Here is a 23114-nt window from a genome sequence, read left to right as displayed (position 1 = left end):
CATAGAGAGCGATCCATGTTTATGGATAGAGAGCGTTCGGTATATATCAAATGCCATTCCTGTTCAAATGAGGAGAACTCCATGCCCATTACGCTCACCGTGCCCGAAGGGCTGCTCTCGCCACAAGCGCAGGCCGAGGCCTTTTCCGGCCTGACAGACGCGCTCCTCGAAATCTCGGGGCTGACCGGCAATGCCTTCATGACGACCAACATCGTCGGCTCGATCAACGTGTTGCCGAGGGAACATATACTTGCCGGCGGCAAGGTGGCGGCGGCAGCTTTTGTCGAACTCAAGCTCCCCGAGATTGCGCTGGCGACGCCCGAGGCGAAAAGTGCCTTCATCGAGAAGGCAACGGATATCGTCGAGAAGGCCGCCGGAGGACGGCTGAAGCGTGAACATATCTGGTCGAACATCGTCTACGCACCCGAAGGAGCTTGGGGCATCGCCGGGCGCAGCTACGACAATGCTAGCTTGGTCGAGGCCATAGTGGGCGCCGGTGCCGTCTAGCGTTTCGCATCGCAAAATTCCTTAAGGCTGGACTGCGAGATACGAAGATTTTGCGGTCTGGCATCTTATTGAAGGCCATGCCATGCAGCTTGCCAACTATCTCTTTTTCACGACCCAGTGCGAAGCGGCGCTCAACTTCTATACCAAATGTGGCCTTGGTCGGGTCACGGCGCTCATGCGTCATGGCGACCACGGAATACCGCTCGCCAGCGAAGCCATGCGCGGCAAAATCATGCACGCCCGCTTCGAGGGACCTGGCCTTCTGTTCTTCGCCTCGGACAATCACGATGCCGAGCCGATGCGAGGCTCCGCTCACATGCTCATCATGGACGATCGCGCCTCTACAGACAGATTATTCACGGCGCTTGCCGATGGCGGCAAGATCACCACACATCTCGCAGTGCAGCCGTGGGGAAGCTACTACGGTAAACTCACTGATCGGTACGGTGTTCAATGGATGCTGGACTGCTTATCCTAGTCCGCCGTGTGATAGCCACGCGGTGACCGGAGTGTCATCATGGCGCTGCTGCGCAGAATATCGCGCCGTAGCGTAGAATCGGCGGCTCTGGCGGACGGAGTGGGATTCGAACTTACAGACGGCGCGCATCCGCGGGCTACTTTCGAGCCGCCGACGAACACCTCGCACCGGTTATTAAGCGAGCCGTCTGACATGCCCTTCGGCCAGGACAGCCCGATCGGCCGAGGGCACCCCAGACACATCCCATCGTTGCGCGTCCCCCTCCCCGTCTATATGTTGCCTCCCGCAAGGCGAGGACGACCTCCCCCCTCATTGGGTTAAGCGCTCAGGACGGCCTGGGCTTTTGGAGGTCTCTATGCGTTCCCTTCCCGACCGGATCCGCCATGTCGTCAGCTTCGAGATCTTCGGGCTGGCGCTGGTCACCCCGCTCGGCGCGCTGGCGTTCAGCCAGCCGATGCTGGACATCGGCGTGCTCAGCGCCATCATCGCCGTGGTCGCCACCTTATGGAACCTCGTCTACAACTACCTGTTCGACCTTGCCCTGAAGCGCCTCCGCGACACCACCGCCAAGGGCACGGTGATGCGCGTCTTCCACGCCATCCTGTTCGAGGCTGGCCTCTTGGCCGTGCTGATGCCGTTCATCGCCGCCTATCTCGGCATCTCGCTGTGGCAGGCGCTGATGATGGATATCTCGTTTGCCGCCTTCTACATGGTCTACGCATTTCTATTTAATTGGCTATATGATCGGCTGTTCCCGCTGCCTGAATGGCAGGGGCAACCCTGAAGCAGCCGCCATCTTTCGATCAGCCCCAGGCAACCGGACGGGCGGATGCTCTCATGCGTCTTGCAACGTCCTATTTTGCCACGCGGTCAGTGCAATTGCCGCCGCCCGGCTTGGTGCCGGGGACCGCGCTGAAACGATGGCGCTTTTCAGGTGAAAGGATTTCACCGAGGCGATCCGGGGAGATCTTTGAATGACCCAACGTGTCCTTCTGGCCGGTGGCACAGGGCTGGTCGGCGGCCTTGTCGCTGCCCTGGCTCGCCGCGCGGCCCGATGTCGATCTCGTCAGCCTCACGCGGCGCGGTTCGTCGGTAACAGGCCATCAGGTGGATTTCGAACAGCTTTGCCTGGCGCCCGCCAGCGTGCTGGGTCCGCTGGCGCCCGCCGGCATCGACGTGGCGATCTCCTGCCTCGGCACCACCATCCGCGCCGCCGGATCGGAACAGGCGATGTTCCGCGTCGACCACGACTACATTTTAGGCCTCGCCAGCGGCGCGCGGGCGCTCGGCGCGCGCCAATTCATCCTGATGACCTCGGTCGGCGCCGGCGGCCCCGGCTTCTACCTCAAGACCAAGGGCGCCATCGAAGAGGCAGTCGGCCATCTCGGCTTCGACCGGCTGGACCTGATCCGCCCCGGCGAGCTGGTCGGCCACCGCGCCGAACAGCGCCCCCTCGAAACGATCGGCCAACGCGTCCTCGCCGTCCTCGCCCCGCTGATGGCCGGCCCGTTCGCCCGCTACACCGCCATCCCCGCCGATACCGTGGCCGACGCCATCCTCGCCCTGATCGGCCAGCCGGAAACCGGCCGGCATGTGCACGAAAACGATGGATTGCGGCGAGACGGGACAGGAAATAGGTCAACGTCCGGCTGATCGCCCGAGAATAACGGGGGACGGAAGTTAAGTATAAATACTTGTCATCATATTGTAATAGAAGGAATATCTCGCGCTGGTTGTGTTTTTAGTGAAACATTATTCGTGCAACGCAGCCCTTCCCGCTAGATTTTCCCGATGTAATTATACTTCAGAAACTAATAAAAATCAGAAGTTTAACATTAAACAGCACGTCATAATCGCAAATATGACTAACATGTAAGCTTTTAGTAGCTTTCGAATTAGCATGTTGTTAATGGGGCGGAAGCAAACTCGATTTAGTACAGCAAGGCTGTCACTTCGATACGTTGCCTCGTGTGAAACGCCGTCCGGCGACCGCGATCGGGCAAGCTGATGCCGCCTGGTTCGACGTCGCCCGGCGGGCCGCGGCGGGGAAAGCGGGCGCTCCGTCTGCGCGCGGCAAGTCCCCGGTGGATGAGCGCGTCTCTCGTCAGTTACTCAAGAAGGCCGAAGTTGAAATGTTCAACAATCTGTCTATCACCTACAAACTGCTGCTCGGCTTCGGCGTACTGATCCTGATATCGATCGGGCTCAATCTCTACGTCTTTCATAACAAGCAAGCGCTGCAACAAACCGACAGCTGGACCGATCACTCCTACAACGTGTTGCAGCAGGCCGACGCGATGCAGGCCAGCATGGTCGACCAGGAAACCGGATTCCGTGGGTTTCTGATCACGGCAAATCCCGACAATCTCGGTCCTTACAAGTTCGGCTACGCGAACTTCCAGGCGGCCTTCGAAAAACTGAAGGCGATGACCTCGGACAACGCCGCCCAGCAGCGCCGCCTCGGCCAGATTGGCACCGCCGCCGCCGAGTGGCGTGCCAATGTCGCTGAAAAAGGCATCCACTTGATGGCCGACAACGCGACCCGCGACGCCGCTCTGGAACTGGAGCGCGACGGCGCCGGCAAGAAGTCGATGGACGACATCCGCGCCATCGTCAAAGACCTCAAGGACGCCGAAGAGAGCCTGCTTGACGACCGCGCGGCGGCCCGCGACAGCGCCTTCAGCTCCATCACCTGGTCCATCGCGGCCGGCGGCGTGTTGATGGTTCTGTTCGCCGGCCTGGGAATTGTCGTCCTCAATGGCATGATCTCCCGCCCGATCAAGACCATTACCGCCAGCATGGGGAAAATCGCCGAGGGCGAGCTTTCGACCGAGGTTCCCTACCTCCACCGCAAGGACGGGGTGGGCATGATCGCCGGGGCGCTGTCGCACTTCCGCGACAGTCTGGTCGAGACCGAGCGCCTGCGCACTGAAGCCTTGCAGACGGAGGCCCGGAACCACGAGACCATGACCCGCGCCCGGCTTGAGATCGCCAACCAGTTCGAAGCCAAGATGGGTGCCCTGTCCAGCGCCTTCGCCAAATCGTCGGGCGAAGTGGCGGACGCCGCCAAGAACCTTTCGGCCACCGCCGAGGAGACGGCCCGCCAGGCGCAGGCCGTGGCTGGCGCCGCCGAGGAAGCTGCCACCAACGTGCAGACGGTCGCCGCCGGAGCCGAGGAACTCTCCGTCTCCATCCAGGAAATCTCCCAGCAGGTCAGCCAGTCGTCATCGATCGCCCGCGATGCCGCCAGCGAAGCCGAAACCAGTGCGCAAAACGTTCAGACCCTGTCGCAGGCCGCCCAGCAGATCGGCGAGGTGGTGACGCTGATCTCCAACATCGCCGCCCAGACCAACCTTCTGGCGCTGAACGCCACCATCGAGGCGGCACGCGCTGGCGACGCCGGCAAGGGCTTCGCCGTGGTGGCCGCCGAGGTCAAGCAACTGGCCGACCAGACCGCCAAGGCCACCGACCAGATCGGCCGCAAGATTGGAGAAATCCAGTCGGCGACCGGCAGCACGGTCGATGCCATCTCCCGCATCGTGCGCACCGTCACCAACATCCAGAACTCGTCGGCGGCCATCGCCAGCGCGGTCGAGGAACAAGGCGCGGCGACCGGTGAGATCGCCCGCAACACCCAGTTGGCAGCAAGCGGCACCAACGATGTCACCAACAACATTTCCGGCGTCAGCAATGCCGCCGAGATGACGGGTGCCGCCTCGACCCAGCTGATGACCCTGTCGGATCATCTCAGCGATCAGTCGAGCACGCTGCAAAAGGAAGTCGCCAACTTCGTCACTAGCCTACGCGCCGGCTGACCGGCGACGCGCGGCGGCTGTGGGGAGCCCCGGCCCGCCGCGCCTCTACTCGCAGGCTTCGGCCTCGGCGACCCGGGCGCGGCTGGCAAAGCCGATCAGCGTGGCGCCAAGCAGCGCGCTGAGGCCGGCGAACATGAACACACCGGCCGCTCCCTGGGCCTCGACGATCACACCGCCGAGCACCGCGCCACTGGAAATGGCCACCTGGAAGGTGGTCAGCATCAGCGCGCCGGCGCTTTCCGCCTCATCGGAGGCCGCCTGGTTGATGAAGCTCTGCACGCTGACCGGCAGCGCGCCGAAGGCAAAGCCCCACAGGCCGGTGGCGACGGCGGCAACCACCGGCGAGCCGCCAGCAAAGCTCAGCACCAGCGCCATGACGGCAATGCCCCCGGCGGCCAGCGTGATCGACAATGGGGTGTTGCGCTCGGCCATGAAGCCGCCGGCAAAATTACCCAGAAAACCACCGATGCCGAAGGCCAGCAAAACCCGCGACACGCCGTCGATGCCGAAATGCGGCACGTCTTCAAGGAACGGACGGATGAAGGTGAAGCCGGCAAAGTGGCCGGCCACCACCAGAAGGATGGTCGCAAGGCCGAGACGGATGGCCGGACGGCGCAGTACGTCGGCCATGGTGCTGAGGTTGGCCGGGCCGGTGGACGGCATGGCCGGCAGCGTCAGCGCCTGGGCAACAAGGGTCAGCACGCCAAGGACGCCGGTGATGACGAAGGCGAACCGCCAGCCCATGACGTCGCCCACCCAGGCACCGACCGGCGCCGCGCAGACGGTCGCCACGGAGACGCCGCCCATGATGATGGCCATCGCCCGTGGCATCAGGTCGGCCGGCACGAGGCGCATGGCCAGGGCCAGCGACATGGCCCAGAAGCCGCCAAGGGCGATGCCAAGCAGGCCGCGCGCCAGCAACAGCATCGGCAACCCGCTGGACAAGGCGGCGATCAGGCTCGACAAAATCAACAGCGAGGTCAGCGCCAACAGAGTGTAGCGCCGATCGAAGCGGCTGGTGCCGACGACGATGGCCGGCCCGGCAAACGCGCCGACCACCGCCGTCATCGTCACCGATTGTCCGGCCGCGCCGATGCTGACGCCGAGATCCTGCGAGATCGGCGTCAACAGGCTGGCCGGCAGAAACTCGGCGGTGACAAGGCCGAACACGCCGAGGGCAAGCGACATCACGCCCGCCCAGGCCGGCTTGAGATGACCATGCCCATCAAGGGGGCTCGTCATGATTTGCTCGCTGCTCATAAGCTATTTCCTGTGACGATCGAGAAGAGAAAAGGAAATGTCACCGCCGCGCAGACTTGGCGGTGCGCGGCGACAATTCATCGCAACTGAACTGATGTCATCCGGCCTGCGGATACACGACTATCGCAGCCTGAAACCGGAATAATTTGTTATCATCGAAGGGAAGAAACGCCCGCCTACACTGGTAACCTTGCCGAACGCTTCATTGGGGACATGAAGCGCTTTTCAGCCAGATGACGCATGGCAAATATTTCTGTAGTGATCGTTACAAAATTTGTAGACGCGACGGCCTCAGCCCGTCAAGTGATTTCTGTATCGACCATAACATAAATCGGTGCCACTCACCTCTTCGTGAGCCGCGCCGTCTCGCACGTGGGATCGGTATGGGCCCGGCCTCGCGAAATGCCGCTCAGCCCGGAGCCCGTTCTCCGGGGTTGGTATACTTGTCCCACCCCAGCATGGCGACATCGGCCACCGACTTGAGCTCGGCGCAGCACACGTTATCCCGCGCCAGGATCGACATGCCGTTTTGCACGCTCTGGACAAAGCGCGCCAGGGCGTGGACATCGGTCGAGGCCGGTATCTCGCCCTCTGCAACCGCCCGGTCCAGCCGCGCCGTCAACCGGTCGAGCGTGACGGCGCGGCCCGTGCGGACAAGATCGCCCAGTTCGGCGTGGCCCTCGCTGCCAACGGCCGACAGCGTCATCATGCAGCCGCAAGGGATATCGGCCACGGTGCCGGTCAACGCCGCCGCCGAATCCAGAAGAAAAGCCTTGATGGCCTCGCGCGCCGTGCCGGCGGCAAAGAAATTGTCCCACACGAAAGCGTCGAAGTTTGCCTTGTAATAGTCGAGCGCCTCGGCATAGAGCCCTTCTTTCGAACCGAAGGCCGCGTAGAGGCTGGGCGAGCCGATCTTCATGGCCTCGGTGAGATCGGCGATCGACGTCGCCTCGAAGCCCTTGGTCCAGAACAGGCGCGTCGCCACGGCCAGGGCGGCTTCGCGATCGAACGCCCGTGGCCGCCCGCGACTGCGAGCCTGCTTGTCGGACAAGGATGGCGTTTCAGATTTTTGCATCGATCGTTATATAAATTCGTCGGCGCGCCGAAACAATGCCGCATAAGTCGGTATGTCGCGCACTACGGCATAGCAACGGAGGCCGCTCGGTGCCACAGACCATCCTTTACGCCGCCGTAACCCGGCCTCGGCTATGAAAGCCATCACACGAGGGGGCCACCATGTCGAACGGCTGTGCGGGCTGTCAGCGCGGAGAGGGATTCCCGATCGCCTTCTCCATGGCGTTTCAGCCCATCGTCGATACGCGCGCCGGCCGGGTTTTCGGCCACGAGGCCCTGGTGCGCGGCGTTCACGGCGAAGGCGCCGGCAGCGTTCTCGGCCGGGTCGATCAAGACAACCGCTATTATTTCGACCAGCAATGCCGCATCAAGGCCATCGAACTGGCGGCCCGGCTGTTTCCGGCCGGCGAGGACATCAAGCTGTCCATCAACTTCATGCCCAACGCCGTCTACGAGCCGCGCGCCTGCATCCGTCAAACGCTGGAAACCGCCGAGCGGGTGGGCTTTCCGCTCAAAAAAATCATTTTCGAATTCACCGAGAACGAGCCGCTCGACACCGGCCATCTGCTGAAAATCCTGACCACTTACAAACAGATCGGCTTCGCGACGGCGATCGACGATTTCGGCGCCGGCTATGCCGGCCTCAACCTGCTCGCCAAGTTCCAGCCCGATATCGTCAAGCTCGACATGGAGTTAGTGCGCGGCATCGACGCCGATCCCGCCCGCCGCGTCATCGTCAAGAACATCCTGGCCATGCTGGACGACCTCGGCGTCACGGCCCTCTGCGAGGGCGTTGAAACGGCCGGTGAATTTGCCGTCCTCAGCGATCTCGGCGCCCATCTGTTCCAGGGCTACCATTTCGCCAAGCCCTCGTTTGAGGCCCTCGGGGCGTGGTGCGCCACCGCCTGATATCCATTCGCCCTTTGGATGGCACCAAACGCCGCCAGCCGCGTTATCCTCTTTGGAGCCTGGCGCGAAATGCGCCGACGCATGGTCGACCCGCGCGCTGGCGGCGGCCGCCAGTGGAGACACCACCTATGACCCAACACATCGTTCTTGCCGGCAGCACCGGCCTGATCGGCGGCCATGTCCGCACCCGTCTCGCCGGCCATCCCGATGTCGGGCTCATCAGCCTGACGCGAACCGGCTCGTCCGCCCCCGGCCAACCGGTGGATTACGAACAGCTCCTCGCGTCGCCCAAGGCGGTGCTAAAATCGGTGGCGCCCGATGGCGTCGACGTCGCCATCTCCTGCCTCGGCACCACCATCGCCGCCGCCGGATCGCAATCGGACATGTTCCGCGTCGACCACGACTATGTGCTGGCGCTGGCCGAAGCCGCCCGGGCCATGGGCGCCCGCCAGTTCATCCTGGTGAGTTCGGTCGGCGCCGGTGGCATCGGCTTCTATCTCAAGACCAAGGGCGCCATCGAGAAGGCGGTGGACGGGCTGGGCTTTACCCGCTTTGACATCATCCGCCCCGGCCTGCTGCTCGGCGATCGTCGCGACGAGCGGCCGCGGGAAGTCATCGTCCAGCGGGTCTTCACCGCCCTCAGCCCCGTCATGGTCGGTCCGCTCGCCCGCTATGCCGCCATCCCCGCCGACACGGTGGCCGCCGCCATCGTCGCCCTCACCAATAAGGGCGGCGCTGGCCGCTACCTCCACGAGAATGCCGACCTCCGGGCACTGACCGGTATCGGGCAATAGCGGGCGCCGCCGCCGGGGCTCATTTGCCCTTGAGGCGCGTCCAGCCCATGTCCTTGCAGATGATGCCGGCCAGCACGCAGCCGCGCGTCGTCATCTGCTGGTCGCCGACGTTCAGCGTCATGCGATAGGTCAGGTCGCGCTGGCGATCGAAGGCCGTGCCGGACCAGTGGCTGGGGTCGTCCGGCTTCACGCTCATCACCAGAACGTCGCCGGCCTTCTCGCCCTTGGTGCCCTGGAGGATCCAGGTATTGGTGGCGCAAAGGTCGGCCCCGCAGCGCGCGACGCGCACCTTGGCCTTGCCATCGCCGCGCGCCCACAGGCCGAAGGGCGAAGGCTCGCCGGCCGCGACGCCGGATACCGGGAACAGGGGGACGAGCGAGGCGGCGATGAGCGCGCCGACGGCAAGGCGGTGGGTCATGGTCGTTCTCCTCTTCATAGGATCTGAGGAGAAATACGCACGGGGCGCCAGTTGGTTCAGACCGAAGGCGGAAAGCCGCGCTTTTTGTCCGAAGCGGCTCCATCCGGCCGGCCGCGCCGGGCCGCTGCCCGCGGGATGTTTTTCATTTCTGCATGCCGTGTTGCAATCCTGAAGGATTAAACCGCTGCGCCCCGGGCGATATCTAGACAAAAGAGCCAAGAGAAATACGCCGATCGCCGGACCATATATCAGCAACCCATGCAGAAACAGCCAAATAGAAGATCATTTCAAGACTAGAGTCGACATTTCAGCGATCATACCCCGACTTATTTCTGGCGCGTTACCAGAACGTCCAAGAAAACATGCATCACAACCTGCGCATGGGCTTCGGCTTCATCGCGCCTGCCCATCATTCAACACCTCGACCGATGGAGTTTGCCAGTGGAGACGATCAATCTTTGGAACGGCGTGACGGTGCCGCGCATGGGCCTTGGCACCTGGGCGGCCGGTGGCCTGATGATCTGGCCGGATGGTCCGGTCAGCTATGGATCGGTATCCCCCGATGACGCCATCGCCGGCATCCGCGCCGCCTATGACCTCGGCATTCGCCTGTTCGATACGGCCGCCGCCTATGGTGCCGGCAATTCCGAACTCCTTTTAGGCGAAGCGCTGAGCGATCGGCCCGACGCGGTCATCGTCACCAAATGCGGCTTTACCGGCGATCCGGCCACCCGCGTCATCGACCCGATCGACTTGAGCCCCGCCGCCATCCGCAAGGGCGTGGAAGGCTCCTTGCGGCGCCTGAAACGACCGGCGATCGACGCGGTGCTGCTGCACCACAACGAGCTCGATCTTGCCACCGCGCGCCCGGTGTTCGACACGCTGGAGGCGATGCGCGCCGAGGGGCTGATCGCTTGCTACGGCTGGAGCTCCGACCATGTGGATCTGGTGGCCGCCGTGGCCGACTATCCGGGCTTTCGCATCGTCGAGCACGATCTCAATGTGTTCGACACGGCGCCGGACATGCTGCGCTTGGTGGAACGGCATCAATGGTACTCGCTGGCGCGATTGCCGCTGGCGATGGGCCTGCTCAGCGGCAAATACAACGCCGGAACGGCCTTCGCCGCGACCGACGTCCGCGCCAGTTCGGCGCCCTGGCTGAAATATTTCAAGCAAGGGGAAGCCAACCCGAGCTATCTCACCATCCTGGACCGCATCACCCCTCTGCTGACAGCCAATGGCAGGACCCTGCCGCAGGGCGCGCTGGACTGGATCCTCACCGCCTCCGACCGGAGCATTCCGATCCCCGGTTTCACGTCGATTTCGCAAATCGGCACCAACGTCGGGGCGCTGGCGCACGGCACCTTCTCAGCCGAGGTGATGGACCGCCTGCGGGCGATCGTCTCGGAACAAACCTGACCCAGGATGAAAGGCTGCTGACAAACCGATGTCATGACAACCGCCCCGCGTCGACGGCGCCGACGCGGGATTGCTGGCGAACGGTAAAGCGCCCTTTACGCTTCGGTTGTAGATGGATCGTCAATCAGATTGACGAACCGGCCAATGACCATCGCGCTCGACCTGCCGACCATTCTCTTCGTGCTTCAGGCCTCCTACCTCGCCGGGGCCATGGCGCTTGGCTATGCGCGCTACCGCTCGCCGGACGCGGCCGGTGCCGAGATCATCGCCGTTGGCTTTCTCGTGCTGGCCCTCGGCGCCTTGATGGCCAGCAACGCCGAGTTTGGTAATCCGCTTTACGCGGCGCGCAGCCTTGCCAACGTTTCGCTCGGCACGCTCGCCTACGCGCTATTCCTGGCCGGAGCGATGGAGCTCAGCCGCCGCAGGCCGATCCGCCCGCTCTGGATCGTGCTGCTGCCGCCGCTTGTCACGGTGGCCGCCGGCATATTGACGGGCTTCCACACCATCAACTGGCTGCGCGCCATGGTGTTCAACGGCACCTCCGCCGTGGCGATGCTGACGGCGGCCTGGGTCTTCTACCGCGACGGCAGGACCGAGCCGCTGGCCGGCCGCAGGATCGTGGCGCTGGCCTTCGCCGCGACGGGCGCCGACAGCCTGATGATGGCCACCGAGTTCGCAACCGGCACATTCTGGCCACCGCTCGCCCTCTGCTTCGTGCTCCTCCTGGCCCTGAAGTTCGCCATCGCCCTATCGGTGATCATTCTCACCATGGAACGAACCATGGCGAAACTCGACCGCCTCGCCCACACCGACGCGTTGACCGGCCTCGGCAACCGCCGTTGCTTCTTCGAAGCCGTGCCGGCCAACCTTCAGGCCGGCGACGCCATCGTCGTCTTCGATGCCGACCGCTTCAAGAAGCTGAACGACACCTGGGGCCACGCGGTGGGCGACGACGCTCTGCAAGCCATCGCGCGGGCGCTCGCCGCGCATCTCCGCGACGGCGACGTGCTCGCCCGCCATGGCGGCGAGGAGTTCATCCTGTTCCTGCCGGCCACCGGCGAGGCCGGGGCGCTGGCCATCGCCGACACCATGCGCGCGGCGGTCGATGCCGCCACCATCGCCGACGTCCGCGCGACCATCAGCGCCGGCATCGCCATCTCCCCGGCCTCCGGCACCTCGCTCGAACACCTGATCCGCGCGGCCGACGCCGCGCTCTACGACGCCAAGGCGGCTGGGCGGAATACGTGCCGCGTCAGCCGAGGCGGCGAGCCCGGCGAGGCGGACGCCTCTCCGACGATCTGAGGCCCGCGCTGCCTTCAGGCCGGCGGTGTCTGCCCGGCCAGAACCATCGCCATGCGGTCGCGATCGATATTGCCACCGGTCAGGATCACCGCGACTTTCTTGGCCTTGAACCGATCGCGATGCCGCGCCAAGGCGGCATAGCCGGCCGCCCCCGCCCCTTCGGCGACATTGTGCGTGGCGCTGTAGAGCGAGCGGATGGCCTCGGCGATCTCGTCCTCACTGACGCTCACCACATCGGCCGCCCCGGCGAGCACGATCGCCACCGCCTCCTCCGGCGGTTCCTTGCAGGCCATGCCGTCGGCGAAGGTCGCGGCCTGCGTGCCGATCATCCGGCGCTTGTTCTGGAACGTCTCAGCATAGACCGGCGCCCGCTCGGCCGAAACGCCGATGATGTCGGCCTTCATGCCTAGGAGATCGCGCATGGCGATCAGCGAACAGATGCCCGACCCCATGCCGAGCGGCACGAACACGGCGTCGAGATCCGGGTGCTGGGAGAACAGCTCCCAGCCATAGGTCGCCACCCCGCGCACGATGTCGCGGCTGAACGACGACACATTGAGGAATCCCCGCCGGCTCGCCTCGCTGGCCGCCACCCGCCGCGCCGCGTCGAAATCCCGCCCGGAGATCAGAAGCTCGCCGCCGAACGCCTCCATGGCAGCGTTCTTTTCGCGCGAGTTGCCCTCGGGGACGACGATCACCGAGGGTATGCCGGCCTGCTCGGCGCCAATGGCGATCGATTGGCCATGGTTGCCCCGGGTGGCGGTGATCAGGCCCTTGGGCAGCCCGGCGCGCCGGAGCGCATCGACGAACACCAGCCCGCCGCGCGCCTTGAACGAGCCGGTCGGCGTGTGGTTTTCGTGCTTGACGATCACCTCGACGCCGGTCTCCTTGGCCAGCAGCGGCCAGGCATAAGCCGGAGTTGGCGGAACAACCCGCCGCACGATGGTCAACGCGTCTTCAATGTCATTTTCCGTGAACCGCATGGGAGCCTCCTGTGCCGCCAAGGCTAGCGGAGGCCACCTTCAGGGGCTTTCAAAAATCGAACATGAACGGATGGCCACGCGTGCAACCAGAGGCCCAACCCAGCAGAATTTTCGGTCAGCCCCTGAGGGCGCTGGGCGTGACGCCAACCCGCATCGCAAATTGCGATGTCATATGGGCGTGCGAGGAAAAGCCGCACTCCAGCGCGATGTCGGCCAGTGAATGGTCGGTCGTCTCGATCAACACCCGGGCGCGGCGCAGCCGGCACTCGATGATGTACTCGCGCGGCGACCGCCCCGTCGCCTGAAGAAAGGCGCGGGAGAAGTAGCGCACCGACAGGCCGAGCGCCGCCGCCAGATCGGTAACCAGAATGGCCTCCGACAACCGGGCATCGATCAGCTCATCGACGCGGCGCAGCCGTTGGGGCGTCATCCAACCGGGCACACGCTCCTGCCGCGCCTCGGCAACACCGGCGACCCGGTCCCGCAGGGCCAGCGCCAAGGCTTCGCAATCGAGCGCGTCGGCATGGGTGAGCAGCAGGCCCCGAAGCCGGCGGGCAATGCCGGCCGCCGCCCTGTCCATGAAGTCGCTGCGCGAGCGATCAACCTCGATATCCTCGGAGATCAGCCGCAGATACTCGCCGCCTCGGCGCGAATGGGAATAGATGTCGCAGCCCCGCGCCCGCACCGCCAGACTATTGGCCCGCACCTTGAAGAACGATCGCCGATCGGTGCCGATGGAATGCTCGCCGCTCTGGCAATCATAAGCAAACCCAATCTCGTTCTCCGCCACCACATAGCGCACGCAGTAAGGCGAAGCCGGCAACAGCTCCAGACGCCAATGCGGGGTGGCGATGGTTCTCAAGGGGGACTCCGGACACCGCTGATCGTCACTGCGATCGACGACAAGTTAGGCCAGAGGCCCATCTTGCCAAGATACTCTGTTGAGGACAATGACCGTCTTCGCGGGGCGAACGTATCCGCCCCGCGACATTCCGGTGGTCTCAGACCTTAGCCCTCACTCAGCCGGCACGGAGCCAACGATCTCGCCGTGCGGTTCGGAGCTGAGCCACCGGTAGGTTACCCCGCCGAAGATGCCACCGGCGATCGGTGCCAGCCAGAACAGCCAGAGCTGCTGCAAGGCCCATCCGCCGGCAAACACCGCCACGCCCGTGCTGCGCGCCGGGTTCACCGAGGTGTTGGTTACATCGATGCTGATGAGATGGATGAGCGTCAGCCCCAGCCCGATGGCCAAGGGCGCGAAGCCGGCCGGCGCCTTGCCATGCGTGGCGCCCATGATGATGAACAAGAACACCGCCGTCAGCACGAACTCGGCCACCAGGCAGGCGAGCAGCGAATATTGGCCCGGCGAATGGGCGCCGTAGCCATTGGAGGCAAAGCCGCCGGTGACGTCGAAGCCGGCCTTGCCGCTGGCAATGATATAGAGCACCGCGCCGCCGATCACCCCGCCGATCACCTGGGCGACGATATAGGGAATGACTTGGCCGGCCGGGAACCGGCCTCCGGCGGCCAACCCCACGGTCACCGCTGGATTGAGGTGGCAACCCGAGATATGGCCGATCGCATAGGCCATGGTGACCACGGTGAGGCCGAAGGCCAGAGAAACGCCAAGGTAGCCAATTCCCACGTTCGGCAGACCGGCGGCAATCACTGCGCTGCCGCAGCCGCCGAACGTCAGCCAAAACGTGCCGATCGCCTCGGCGGTATATTTCTTTGCGCTCATAGATAGCCCCCTCCAAGAACATCAGCGGGATACCCGGCTGGCATATTCCGTCCGGAGCCAGGCCCCTAAGAATGGGCGATTTCATCGGGGTCCGTTCGGTTACCAAACTGAACGGAGCCACATCTTCGATAAGTAGAATCGCCTAGCGCAAATATGCGCAAGCTTCGGCGGCTTATGCAAGCGACCGCGACAACCTGGGATGGGAGCTGGCAACACCCTCCCGCTGCCACCGTAAGCGCGAGACTATATAATCAAATCAGATATATGGATCGCCGACCTCCAAGACACGAGGCGGTACGGCCCGCTCGGCCCCCGATCAGCCCCGTGGCGCAGACCCGGCGCCGTCCGTCACGGCCCGATGCCGTCTCCGTACCCGCCCTTCCCACAGCCCGGCGCCCATCATCACCAGGGTGGTCAGCCAGCCCATGGTGAGGAGATCGGCGAAGGGCGCGGCGGCGAGCAGGGCCAGCAGCACCAGCGCTGCCACCAGATGCGAGGCGGGCAGCGCGCCGTAGACCACCTTCTTGTAAACGGCGCTGCCCATCAGGTAGATCGCCGGTCCGCCGCTGAGCGTCAGCGCATAAGCCACCTTCACCCCATCATGCGGGTGGGCCATCACCAGGTCGTTGCCGACGGCGGTGGCGATGATGCCACCCACCAGGATGGCGTGGATATAGTGGAAATAGGCGCCGATCCGGCCGGGGTCGGCGGCATGGGTGATCGCTTCGGTGGCATCCTTGCTCGACGTGCCGAAATAGAGCCACCACATGGCCAGCGTGCCGAGGAAGGTGGCCAGCATGGCCGAGAGCAGCGCCGGATTCCAAACCTCGATCTCGGCCAGAGTGGCGCCGGTGGCGAGCAGCGTTTCCCCCAGCGCCACGATGACGAACAGCTGGCAGCGCTCGGCCATGTGGCCGCCCTCGATCGTCCAATCGGCGGTGGTCGAGCGGCCGAGCCATGGCAGTGAAAAGCCGATCATCGGCGATACATACTCGCAGGCGACGGCGACGGCCCACAGCACGATGCGCGCCGGCCCCTCGGCGAAGGCGCCAGCGATCCAGAACACGGCGGCGATCGACAGCCAGCCGAGCATGCGCCGGTGGTTGGCCGTCAGCGCATGGTTGGGCCCCAGTTCCCAGACGATGTAGGCGGTGCGCCCCACCTGGATCGCCACATAGGCCAGCGCGAACACGAAACCGCGCTCCCCGAAGGCGCCGGGGATAGCCGACGACATGATGAGGGCCGCCAGCATCACGGTGAACAGCGCGCTGCGGATGCGCGGCGTCTCCGGGTCGAACCAGTTGGTGACCCAGCAGGTATATTGCCAGCCGAGCCACACCGCGAACCACAGGATCAGCGTTTCGATGACGCCTGACAGCGTCAGGTTATGCAACAGCTCATGGCTGAGCTGGGTGACCGCGAACACGTAAACGAGGTCGAAGAACAGCTCCTCGAAGGTGACGCGGGCATGGTGCCCGTCGCGGCGGCGCAGCAGCGGGTGGTCGGTGACGCTCATGCCGCCCTCCATGAGGCGCCCTCGGCATCGATTGTCTGCATGGCCGATCCCCTTTCGCGGCCAATCTATCGGTGTTTTTGCGTAGACGCCAGCATCGGCGGGCGGGCCGATCGCCACCTTGCCGCGCGCGCCGAACGGGATCGCCGGGGATTTGCGGCCCAGCCGCCCACGGTGCCGAGCAACAGGAAGCCATCCATCTGGCACCCTATATCCGCCGATTGCCCAATCCGGCCTGAGGTCCTCTGCCTGCGCAGAGGAAGACATGACAATTTATATGAGACGCTAAGTATTTGTTTCATATATATAATCATGTCTTCCTCTGCGCAGGCAGAGGACCTCAGGCAGGATGGGGCGGCCGGCGGATATCGATCTCCCGCGTATCGAGTGGGGTACTTGGCGCGGAGTGAGCACGCCCCCACGCGTCCTTCCCGTCCTCATTCGGCTGCCGCGCTTTGCCCTGCATCCAAGCTGAACAGCCCCAACCCCGCCCTCACCTCGCCCAGCGTCTCCTCCGTACGCGCCCGCGCCTTCGCCGTCCCCTGCCGCAGCACCTCCAGAACGTACCCCGGATCGGCCGCATACCTCGCCCTTCTCTCGCGGATCGGCGCCAGCAGGGCTTGGAGCACGTCTTCCAACTGGCGCTTCACTACCATGTCGCCGAGGCCGCCTTGCCTGTAACGCGCCTTGAGGTCCGCCACCGCCCCAACATCCTCGCAGAAGGCGTCGAGATAGGTGAACACGACGTTGCCCTCCACGCAGCCGGGGTCGGCGGCGCGGAGGTGGTTGGGGTCGGTGTACATCTGGCGGACGGCGGCGCGGATGTCGTCCGCCGAGGCGGAGAGCGGAATGGCGTTGCCCAGCGATTTGCTCATCTTGGCCTTGCCGTCGATGCCGGGCAGGCGGCCGACTTTGGGGATCATCGCCACCGCTTCGGGCAGCAGGTCGTGGCCGATCTGGCGGTTCACCCGGCGGACGATCTCGTTGGTCTGCTCGATCAGCGGCGCCTGATCCTCGCCCACCGGCACGACGGTGGCCTTGAACGCCGTGATGTCGGCCGCCTGCGACACCGGGTAGCAGAGGAAGCCGACGGGCACGTCGCGCTCGAAGCCGCGCAGCTGGATCTCCGTCTTGATGGTCGGGTTGCGCTCGAGGCGGGCGACGGTGACGAAGTTCATGTAGAGCATGGTCAGCTCGGCCAGCGCCGGCAGGGCCGACTGGACGCAGATGGTGGTCAGCGCGGGGTCGATGCCGACGGCGAGGTAGTCGAAGGCCACCTCCAGCACGTTGCGCCGCACCTTGTCGGGGTCATGGGCATTGTCGGTCAGCGCTTGGAGGTCGGCGAGCAGCAGGAATTGCCGGTGCGTTGCCTGCAGCGCCACCCGGCTTTGCAGCGAGCCGGCGTAGTGGCCCAGGTGAAGCGGGCCGGTGGTGCGATCGCCGGTCAGGATGACAGGCTTTTCAAGGCGTGAGTTGGACATGGGTGCTCCAAAAAAGGAGCCGCCGCGATCGGAAGAGAGGGGAGATTTTGTCCATATCTTGCCGCGTCACGGCGGCAAGGGTCAAACACGAGATGACGACTGCCACTCCTAGAAGGAGCGCCACCAAGTGGTACGGCTGAGGTTGGCCAAGTCGTTCATGGCAGGTGGAATGCCACCACCGGACCGTTGGCGCAAGGGCGAAATGCCACCATCGTCCCTCATTTTGACGCCTTGCCTGGGCCGGCAACGGCGGCCTTCCTCGGTTTCAGCCCGGCGCGCACCAGCGGCTTGATCAGTTCCAGCACCAGGAGCACGGCGACGCCGGCGCCCACCGTCACCGCCAGGTCGCTGGCGTGCAGCGGGCCGAAGCGGAACAGCTCCCGGGCCACCGGCCAGCCGAGCGTCAGGCCCAACATCGCCGTGACACCGACGAGCACGACGACAAGCGTGCGGTTGGGGCGGCGCACCGCCATGACCACCGAGGAGCTGAACGAGCGGTCGACCAGGATCAGGCCGATGATGACGAACACCAGCGAGAAGAAGGTCAGCGCCCGCACCTCGTCCACCGGCGTGTCGCGCCACAGCGCGATGAGATAGATCGCCGCCACCAGGCCAAAGCCCACCACGCCCTGGAACACGCCCCAGATCACCATGGTGCGCGAGAACAACGGCTCGGCGGGGTCGCGCGGTGGCCGGGCCATCACGTCGTCCTCCTCGGTCTCGGCCTCGAACACCAGCGAGCACACCGGGTCGATCACCATTTCCAGGAAGGCGATGTGCATCGGGCCGAACAGGATGGGCAGGCCGAACAGCAGCGGCAACAGCGCCAGCCCGGCAATCGGCACATGCACGGCCAGGATGAAGCCCATGGCCTTGACGAGGTTGTCGTAGATGCGCCGCCCCAGCCGCACCGCCTTGACGATCGAGCCGAAATCGTCGTCGAGCAGAACCATCGAGGCCGCCTCGCGGGCAACGTCGGTGCCGCGCCCGCCCATGGCGATGCCGATATGCGCCGCCTTCAGCGACGGCGCGTCGTTGACGCCGTCACCGGTCATGGCCACCACGGCGCCATCCGCCTTGAAGGCGTTGACGATGCGCAGCTTCTGCTCGGGCATGGTGCGGGCGAACACCGTCGCCGTCTTCACCCGCGCCGCCAGCGCCGCGTCGTCCAACTGCTCCAGATCGCCGCCGCTGACGACGTCGGCAGTGTCGATGCCGGCCGCCGCCGCGATGGCGCGCGCCGTCGCCGGGTAGTCGCCGGTGATCATCACCACCGAAATGCCGGCGGAGCGGCACTCGGCAACCGCCGCCGGCACGCTGGCACGCAGCCCATCGGCAAGGCCGACCAGGCCGAGGAATTCGAAGCTAAAGCCGGACTGGTCCTCCGGCCAGGGCTCGCTGGCACTCGCCCGGGCGACGCCGAGCACCCGCAATCCCCTCGCCGCCAGGGCGTCCACCTCGCCCTTCAGCGCGGTCAGCGCCCCCTCGTCGAAGTGGCAGAGCCGGGCGATCGCCTCGGGCGCCCCCTTGGCGGCCGCCAGCGCCGCGCCGCCCTCTTGCTCCCCGGCCCAGACGTTGGTCATGGCCAGAAGATCGGGCCGCAGCCCGTATTCCCTGACGAGATGGCTGGGGAGCGGCGGCGACGCGGCGGTCTGGGTTCGGCCAAGGTCGTGAAAGGCTTTCTCCATCGGATCGGTCGGCGCCTCGGCGCTGGCCAGCACGCCGACATCGACCAGCGCGCGGAAGGCTTGCGAAAGGTCGGGGCCGGCGGCCGCCGTCGTTCCGTCGGGCAGCCGCAATTGGGCGATCGACATGCGGTTTTCGGTCAGCGTGCCGGTCTTGTCGGTGCACAGCACGGTGGCCGAGCCCAGGGTTTCGATGGCGGCTGCGCGGCGGGTGAGAACGCGCGCCTGAGAAATCCGCCAGGCGCCCATCGCCATGAACACCGTCAGCACCACCGGGAACTCTTCCGGCAGCATCGACATGCCCACGGCGATGCCGGCGAGCAGGCCGTCGAGCCAACCGCCGCGCAGCGTGCCGTAGAGCACCACCACCAGAACGGTGACGCCGCCGCCGACCATCGCGAAGGCCCGCACCAGGCGCCCGGTCTGGGCCTGAAGGCGGGGCGCCTCGGTCTCCACGGACTGGAGCGACTCGCCGATCTTGCCGATTTCGCTTTTGACGCCGATGGCCGTCACCTCGGCCAGCGCGCTGCCACGCACCACCAGCGAGCCGGAAAACACATGGGCTACCGCCTCGCCGCCCGGCCGGGGCACTTCGCCGCCCGCCGCCGCCTCGGTCGCAACCTTGGCCACCGGCACGGACTCGCCTGTTAGCAGCGACTCGTCGGTCTCCAGATCGTGGCTTTGCAGGAGGATCGCGTCGGCCGGCACGCGGTCGCCCTCCACCAGCACCAGAACATCGCCGCGCACCACCTCGCGCCCGGCAATGCGCCGCCGCTCGCCGCCCCGGATCACCAGGGCGCGCGGGCTGGTCAGATCGCGCAGCGCTTCCAGCACCCGTTCGGTGCGGCTTTCCTGGACGACGGTGATCGCCACCGACAGCGTGGCGAAGGCGAGCAGCACCAGCGCTTCCGTCGTATCGCCCAGCAGCAGATAGACGCCACCGCCCACCAGCAGCAGCGCCAGCATCGGCTCGCGCAGAACCTCGACTATGATGCGCAGCGGTGTGCGGCGCTCCGCCCTCGGCAGCTCGTTGAAGCCCTCGGCCGCCGACCGGCGCGCGGCCTCATCCTCGGTCAGGCCGGCTGGAGCAGCCGTTCGCGGTTCGATGTTGGTCATTGTCGCCCTTCGCGGAGCGGACACCGGAGATGTCCACCCATCTCCAACGGAAGCCGAAAACGCTTCCAGATCGCGCCGCTAAACTATCACCTCGACAGCGCGGGCAACTATGAGACGAAGGGCAACCGGCGAGGTAGCTTCGGAAACTACCCAAGGCGAGGTCAACGGACGGCTGAGGCGCGCCGCCGGCCCGGCAAGCGACGTTCGAACCGATGCCCTATATCGGCCGCCCGCCCTACCTTCCTGAGGTCCTCTGCCTCCGCAGAGGAAGACAGCTTGATGTGAAGGTTCCTGATCGGCTAACATTCTGTTTAATATATATAAATTACCTGTCATCCTCTGCGCAGGCAGAGGACCTCGGGCAGAATGAAGCGCAACGCCGATATCGGTCTCCCTTAAGCGGGCGGCCCACTCACCAGCGGGCCGTTCGACAGCCGGCTCTCCCAGTTCTCCACCTGGCCGCTCGCGACGCGCTTGGCAAACAGCGCCCGGAAGCCGGGGGAGAGGTGGGGCAGTTCGCTCAGCACCCGCGCCATGTCGAAGTCGTCCGTGAGGTGGTAGAGGTAGTGCTGCAGCCGGGCGATCGGCCACTCGGGCAGCGGCCGGTCCACCACGGCAATGGTATCGCCCGCCGCCACCTCGCCGGGTTCGAGCACCCGGTAGAACCAGCCGGTGCGGCCGCTCTCTTGCGAGCGGCGGGAAACGCCGAGATGGCCGAAGCGGTGGTTGAGCTTGAAGCACGGCTGGCGCGATTCCGAAACCTGCAGCAGCGCGCTGCCGACGCGCAGGTAATCGCCGACGCAGACCGTCGCCTCCGACAGGCCGGTGCCCACGAAATTCTCGCCGAAGCCGCCCGGTTGGAAAGCCGAGGCGACATCGGCGAACTCCGCCTGCCAGACCGCGTAGTGGGCGCTGTCATAGTGCAGGATCGCCTTCTCAGGCCCGCCGTGGAAACGCTCGGCGTGCTGGTCGCCCAGGGGACCATTGAGTTCGATACGAACCGGCGCGTCCAGCGGACGCTTGCCGATCGCCGAGCGAATGCCGCTGTGCCCGATCTCCGCCACCGAACCGATGCGGATTTCAGACAGGACGGCGGCGGGCAAATCTGCTGACTGGGCCATGACAATCCTCGCGCAAGGCCGGCAGCTTACCTCACGTTCTCCAACCTGTCCTCCTCTGCGAAGGCAGAGGATCTCAGGCAGAATGAATCTCCCGGCCGATAGTGCGCTCCAAGCACCTCGGGCGCCGGATACGTCCCTCCGCGCCCTCTCGTCCTGAGATCCTCTGCCTTCGCAGAGGAGGACAGCATGATGGGAACCTCGGGCGCCTGATACGCCCCTCCGCGCCTTCTCGTCCTGAGATCCTCTGCCTTCGCAGAGGAGGACAGCATGATGGAAACGGGCGCAAGACGACGGGCGACGCGCTACCCATTTGTTCCCTCTATATAAAATTGTCCTCCTCTGCGTAGGCAGAGGATCTCAGGCAGGATGAATCTCCCGGCCGATATAGCGCTCCAACCACGTCGAGCGCCTGATACGTCCCTCCGCGCCCTCTCGTCCTGAGATCCTCTGCCTTCGCAGAGGAGGACAGCATGATGGCAGCGGGCGCAAGACGAAGGGCGACGCGCTATCCCTCTGTTCCCTCTATATAAAGCTGTCCTCCTCTGCGTAGGCAGAGGATCTCAGGCAGAATAAAGCTCCCAGCCGATATAACGCTCCAACCACGTCGGGCGCCTGATACGTCCCTCCGCGCCCTCTCGTCCTGAGATCCTCTGCCTACGCAGAGGAGGACAGCGTGATGGGAACCTCAGGCAGGATGAAGCTATCGGCCGATATAGGGCTCACCTTCCCCAATCCCTCCCCTCACCAGGGCACATCCTTGCCCTCGCGATCGAGATACCTGAGCCCCACCTCCCCCATCCGCCCCACCAGCGTCGCCACGATCTTGGGTATGGTCTCTTCCATGGTGAAGGGCGCGCCGGGGCCGCCGAGGTCGGTGCGGATCCAGCCGGGGGCCACCAGCACCAGCGCCCGCTCGGGCCGGCGGGCGGCGTAGCCGCGCATGTACTGGTTGAGCGCCGCCTTGCTGCCGCGATAGACCTCCAGCCCGCCCTTCAGGTTGTTGGCGATGCTGCCCTGCCCCGACGACATGACGCCGATCAGCCCCTCGGGCGACACGAGATCTTCGAGCCCCTCCACCACGCGCATCGGGCTCAGCGCGTTGGTCACCATCACCCGGATGAACTCCTCCGTCGCGGTCTCGCCGATGGTCTCCGAGGGGTTGGCGTTGGTGATGCCGGCATTGACGAACAGCATGTCGAAGCGGCGGCCGGACAGGCGGGTCTTGAGGGCGGCGATCTCCTCGGGGCGGGTGATGTCGAGCGCTTCGATCTCGACGCGGTCGGGGTGCAGGTCGCGGAGGTCATGCAGCTTGGTCCGGTCGGCGCCGCGCACCGTGCCGGTGACGTGCCAGCCTTTGGCGACGAACTCCGCCGCCATGGCGTGGCCGAGGCCGCGCGAGGCGCCGATGAGGAGGATGGAGTTGGAAGTCATGGCGATGCCTTTCGTGGATGTCCTTGAACGCATATGTGGCTTCCATCGATGAGGCGCCAGACGCACG

The 23114-nt window shown here is 65.1% G+C and carries 20 protein-coding genes; 9 read left to right on the top strand and 11 right to left on the bottom strand.

Going from position 1 to position 23114, the window contains the following annotated elements; genetic code table 11:
- Nucleotides 1–81: 81 nt before the first annotated feature.
- From AB6N07_RS07895 to AB6N07_RS07875, 5 genes are all read left to right on the top strand, one after another.
- Nucleotides 82–507 carry a 4-oxalocrotonate tautomerase family protein gene (locus AB6N07_RS07895; protein WP_370677257.1) on the top strand — a complete coding sequence of 142 codons (426 nt, stop codon included), beginning with the start codon at nucleotides 82–84 and terminating at the stop codon, nucleotides 505–507.
- Nucleotides 508–589: 82 nt separating this feature from the next.
- Nucleotides 590–985 carry a VOC family protein gene (locus AB6N07_RS07890; RefSeq protein WP_370677256.1) on the top strand — a complete coding sequence of 132 codons (396 nt, stop codon included), beginning with the start codon at nucleotides 590–592 and terminating at the stop codon, nucleotides 983–985.
- Between the two features lie 355 nt (nucleotides 986–1340).
- On the top strand, nucleotides 1341–1769 hold the full coding sequence (locus AB6N07_RS07885) for a PACE efflux transporter (RefSeq protein ID WP_370677255.1): 429 nt from the start codon (nucleotides 1341–1343) through the stop codon (nucleotides 1767–1769).
- A gap of 200 nt (nucleotides 1770–1969) precedes the next feature.
- Complete coding sequence (locus AB6N07_RS07880) at nucleotides 1970–2638, top strand: hypothetical protein (RefSeq protein ID WP_370677254.1); 669 nt, start codon at nucleotides 1970–1972, stop codon at nucleotides 2636–2638.
- A gap of 317 nt (nucleotides 2639–2955) precedes the next feature.
- Entirely contained in the window at nucleotides 2956–4800 is a 1845-nt protein-coding gene (locus tag AB6N07_RS07875) for a methyl-accepting chemotaxis protein (RefSeq protein WP_370677253.1), read from the top strand.
- A gap of 45 nt (nucleotides 4801–4845) precedes the next feature.
- Here the strand turns inward: AB6N07_RS07875 and AB6N07_RS07870 are convergent, their stop codons facing one another.
- Together AB6N07_RS07870 and AB6N07_RS07865 are read right to left on the bottom strand one after the other, a co-directional pair.
- Nucleotides 4846–6060 (bottom strand): MFS transporter, encoded by a 1215-nt coding sequence (locus tag AB6N07_RS07870; RefSeq protein ID WP_370677252.1) that lies wholly within the window; start codon nucleotides 6058–6060, stop codon nucleotides 4846–4848.
- A gap of 409 nt (nucleotides 6061–6469) precedes the next feature.
- A complete protein-coding gene (locus AB6N07_RS07865) occupies nucleotides 6470–7135 on the bottom strand; it encodes a TetR/AcrR family transcriptional regulator (RefSeq protein ID WP_370677251.1) in 666 nt (221 codons plus the stop codon).
- Nucleotides 7136–7296: 161 nt separating this feature from the next.
- On the opposite strand from AB6N07_RS07865, the gene AB6N07_RS07860 reads away from it, so the two are divergent.
- The gene (locus tag AB6N07_RS07860; RefSeq protein ID WP_370677250.1) at nucleotides 7297–8043 is read left to right on the top strand and encodes an EAL domain-containing protein; all 747 of its coding nucleotides are present in this window, start codon (nucleotides 7297–7299) and stop codon (nucleotides 8041–8043) included.
- A 128-nt stretch (nucleotides 8044–8171) separates the two neighbouring features.
- Nucleotides 8172–8837 carry an NAD-dependent epimerase/dehydratase family protein gene (locus tag AB6N07_RS07855; protein ID WP_370677249.1) on the top strand — a complete coding sequence of 222 codons (666 nt, stop codon included), beginning with the start codon at nucleotides 8172–8174 and terminating at the stop codon, nucleotides 8835–8837.
- A gap of 19 nt (nucleotides 8838–8856) precedes the next feature.
- On the opposite strand, the gene AB6N07_RS07850 is transcribed toward AB6N07_RS07855, so the two are convergent.
- Entirely contained in the window at nucleotides 8857–9255 is a 399-nt protein-coding gene (locus AB6N07_RS07850; protein WP_370677248.1) for a DUF2147 domain-containing protein, read from the bottom strand.
- A 441-nt stretch (nucleotides 9256–9696) separates the two neighbouring features.
- On the opposite strand from AB6N07_RS07850, the gene AB6N07_RS07845 reads away from it, so the two are divergent.
- Together AB6N07_RS07845 and AB6N07_RS07840 are read left to right on the top strand one after the other, a co-directional pair.
- A complete protein-coding gene (locus AB6N07_RS07845; protein WP_370677247.1) occupies nucleotides 9697–10674 on the top strand; it encodes an aldo/keto reductase in 978 nt (325 codons plus the stop codon).
- 144 nt (nucleotides 10675–10818) lie between these two features.
- On the top strand, nucleotides 10819–11976 hold the full coding sequence (locus tag AB6N07_RS07840; RefSeq protein WP_370677246.1) for a diguanylate cyclase domain-containing protein: 1158 nt from the start codon (nucleotides 10819–10821) through the stop codon (nucleotides 11974–11976).
- Nucleotides 11977–11990: 14 nt separating this feature from the next.
- On the opposite strand, the gene AB6N07_RS07835 is transcribed toward AB6N07_RS07840, so the two are convergent.
- The 8 genes from AB6N07_RS07835 to AB6N07_RS07800 all read right to left on the bottom strand — a co-directional run bounded on the left by AB6N07_RS07835 (nucleotide 11991) and on the right by AB6N07_RS07800 (nucleotide 23047).
- Entirely contained in the window at nucleotides 11991–12959 is a 969-nt protein-coding gene (locus tag AB6N07_RS07835; protein ID WP_370677245.1) for a threonine dehydratase, read from the bottom strand.
- Nucleotides 12960–13074: 115 nt separating this feature from the next.
- On the bottom strand, nucleotides 13075–13821 hold the full coding sequence (locus AB6N07_RS07830) for a helix-turn-helix domain-containing protein (protein ID WP_370677244.1): 747 nt from the start codon (nucleotides 13819–13821) through the stop codon (nucleotides 13075–13077).
- 153 nt (nucleotides 13822–13974) lie between these two features.
- Nucleotides 13975–14700 carry an aquaporin Z gene (aqpZ, locus tag AB6N07_RS07825; protein ID WP_370677243.1) on the bottom strand — a complete coding sequence of 242 codons (726 nt, stop codon included), beginning with the start codon at nucleotides 14698–14700 and terminating at the stop codon, nucleotides 13975–13977.
- Between the two features lie 316 nt (nucleotides 14701–15016).
- Nucleotides 15017–16216, bottom strand: a complete 1200-nt coding sequence (locus AB6N07_RS07820) for a low temperature requirement protein A (protein WP_370677242.1) — start codon at nucleotides 16214–16216, stop codon at nucleotides 15017–15019.
- A gap of 434 nt (nucleotides 16217–16650) precedes the next feature.
- The gene (gene trpS, locus AB6N07_RS07815) at nucleotides 16651–17694 is read right to left on the bottom strand and encodes a tryptophan--tRNA ligase (RefSeq protein WP_370677241.1); all 1044 of its coding nucleotides are present in this window, start codon (nucleotides 17692–17694) and stop codon (nucleotides 16651–16653) included.
- A 218-nt stretch (nucleotides 17695–17912) separates the two neighbouring features.
- Complete coding sequence (locus tag AB6N07_RS07810) at nucleotides 17913–20495, bottom strand: cation-translocating P-type ATPase (RefSeq protein WP_370677240.1); 2583 nt, start codon at nucleotides 20493–20495, stop codon at nucleotides 17913–17915.
- 395 nt (nucleotides 20496–20890) lie between these two features.
- Nucleotides 20891–21616 carry an MOSC domain-containing protein gene (locus tag AB6N07_RS07805; protein WP_370677239.1) on the bottom strand — a complete coding sequence of 242 codons (726 nt, stop codon included), beginning with the start codon at nucleotides 21614–21616 and terminating at the stop codon, nucleotides 20891–20893.
- A gap of 741 nt (nucleotides 21617–22357) precedes the next feature.
- Nucleotides 22358–23047, bottom strand: a complete 690-nt coding sequence (locus AB6N07_RS07800; RefSeq protein ID WP_370677238.1) for an SDR family NAD(P)-dependent oxidoreductase — start codon at nucleotides 23045–23047, stop codon at nucleotides 22358–22360.
- Between the last annotated feature and the right edge of the window lie 67 nt (nucleotides 23048–23114).

Origin of the sequence: Pleomorphomonas sp. PLEO (assembly GCF_041320595.1) — a bacterium.
GTDB lineage: Bacteria > Pseudomonadota > Alphaproteobacteria > Rhizobiales > Pleomorphomonadaceae > Pleomorphomonas.
Note: the sequence above shows the minus strand (reverse complement) of the source record. Positions and strands in the feature narration are given on the sequence as shown.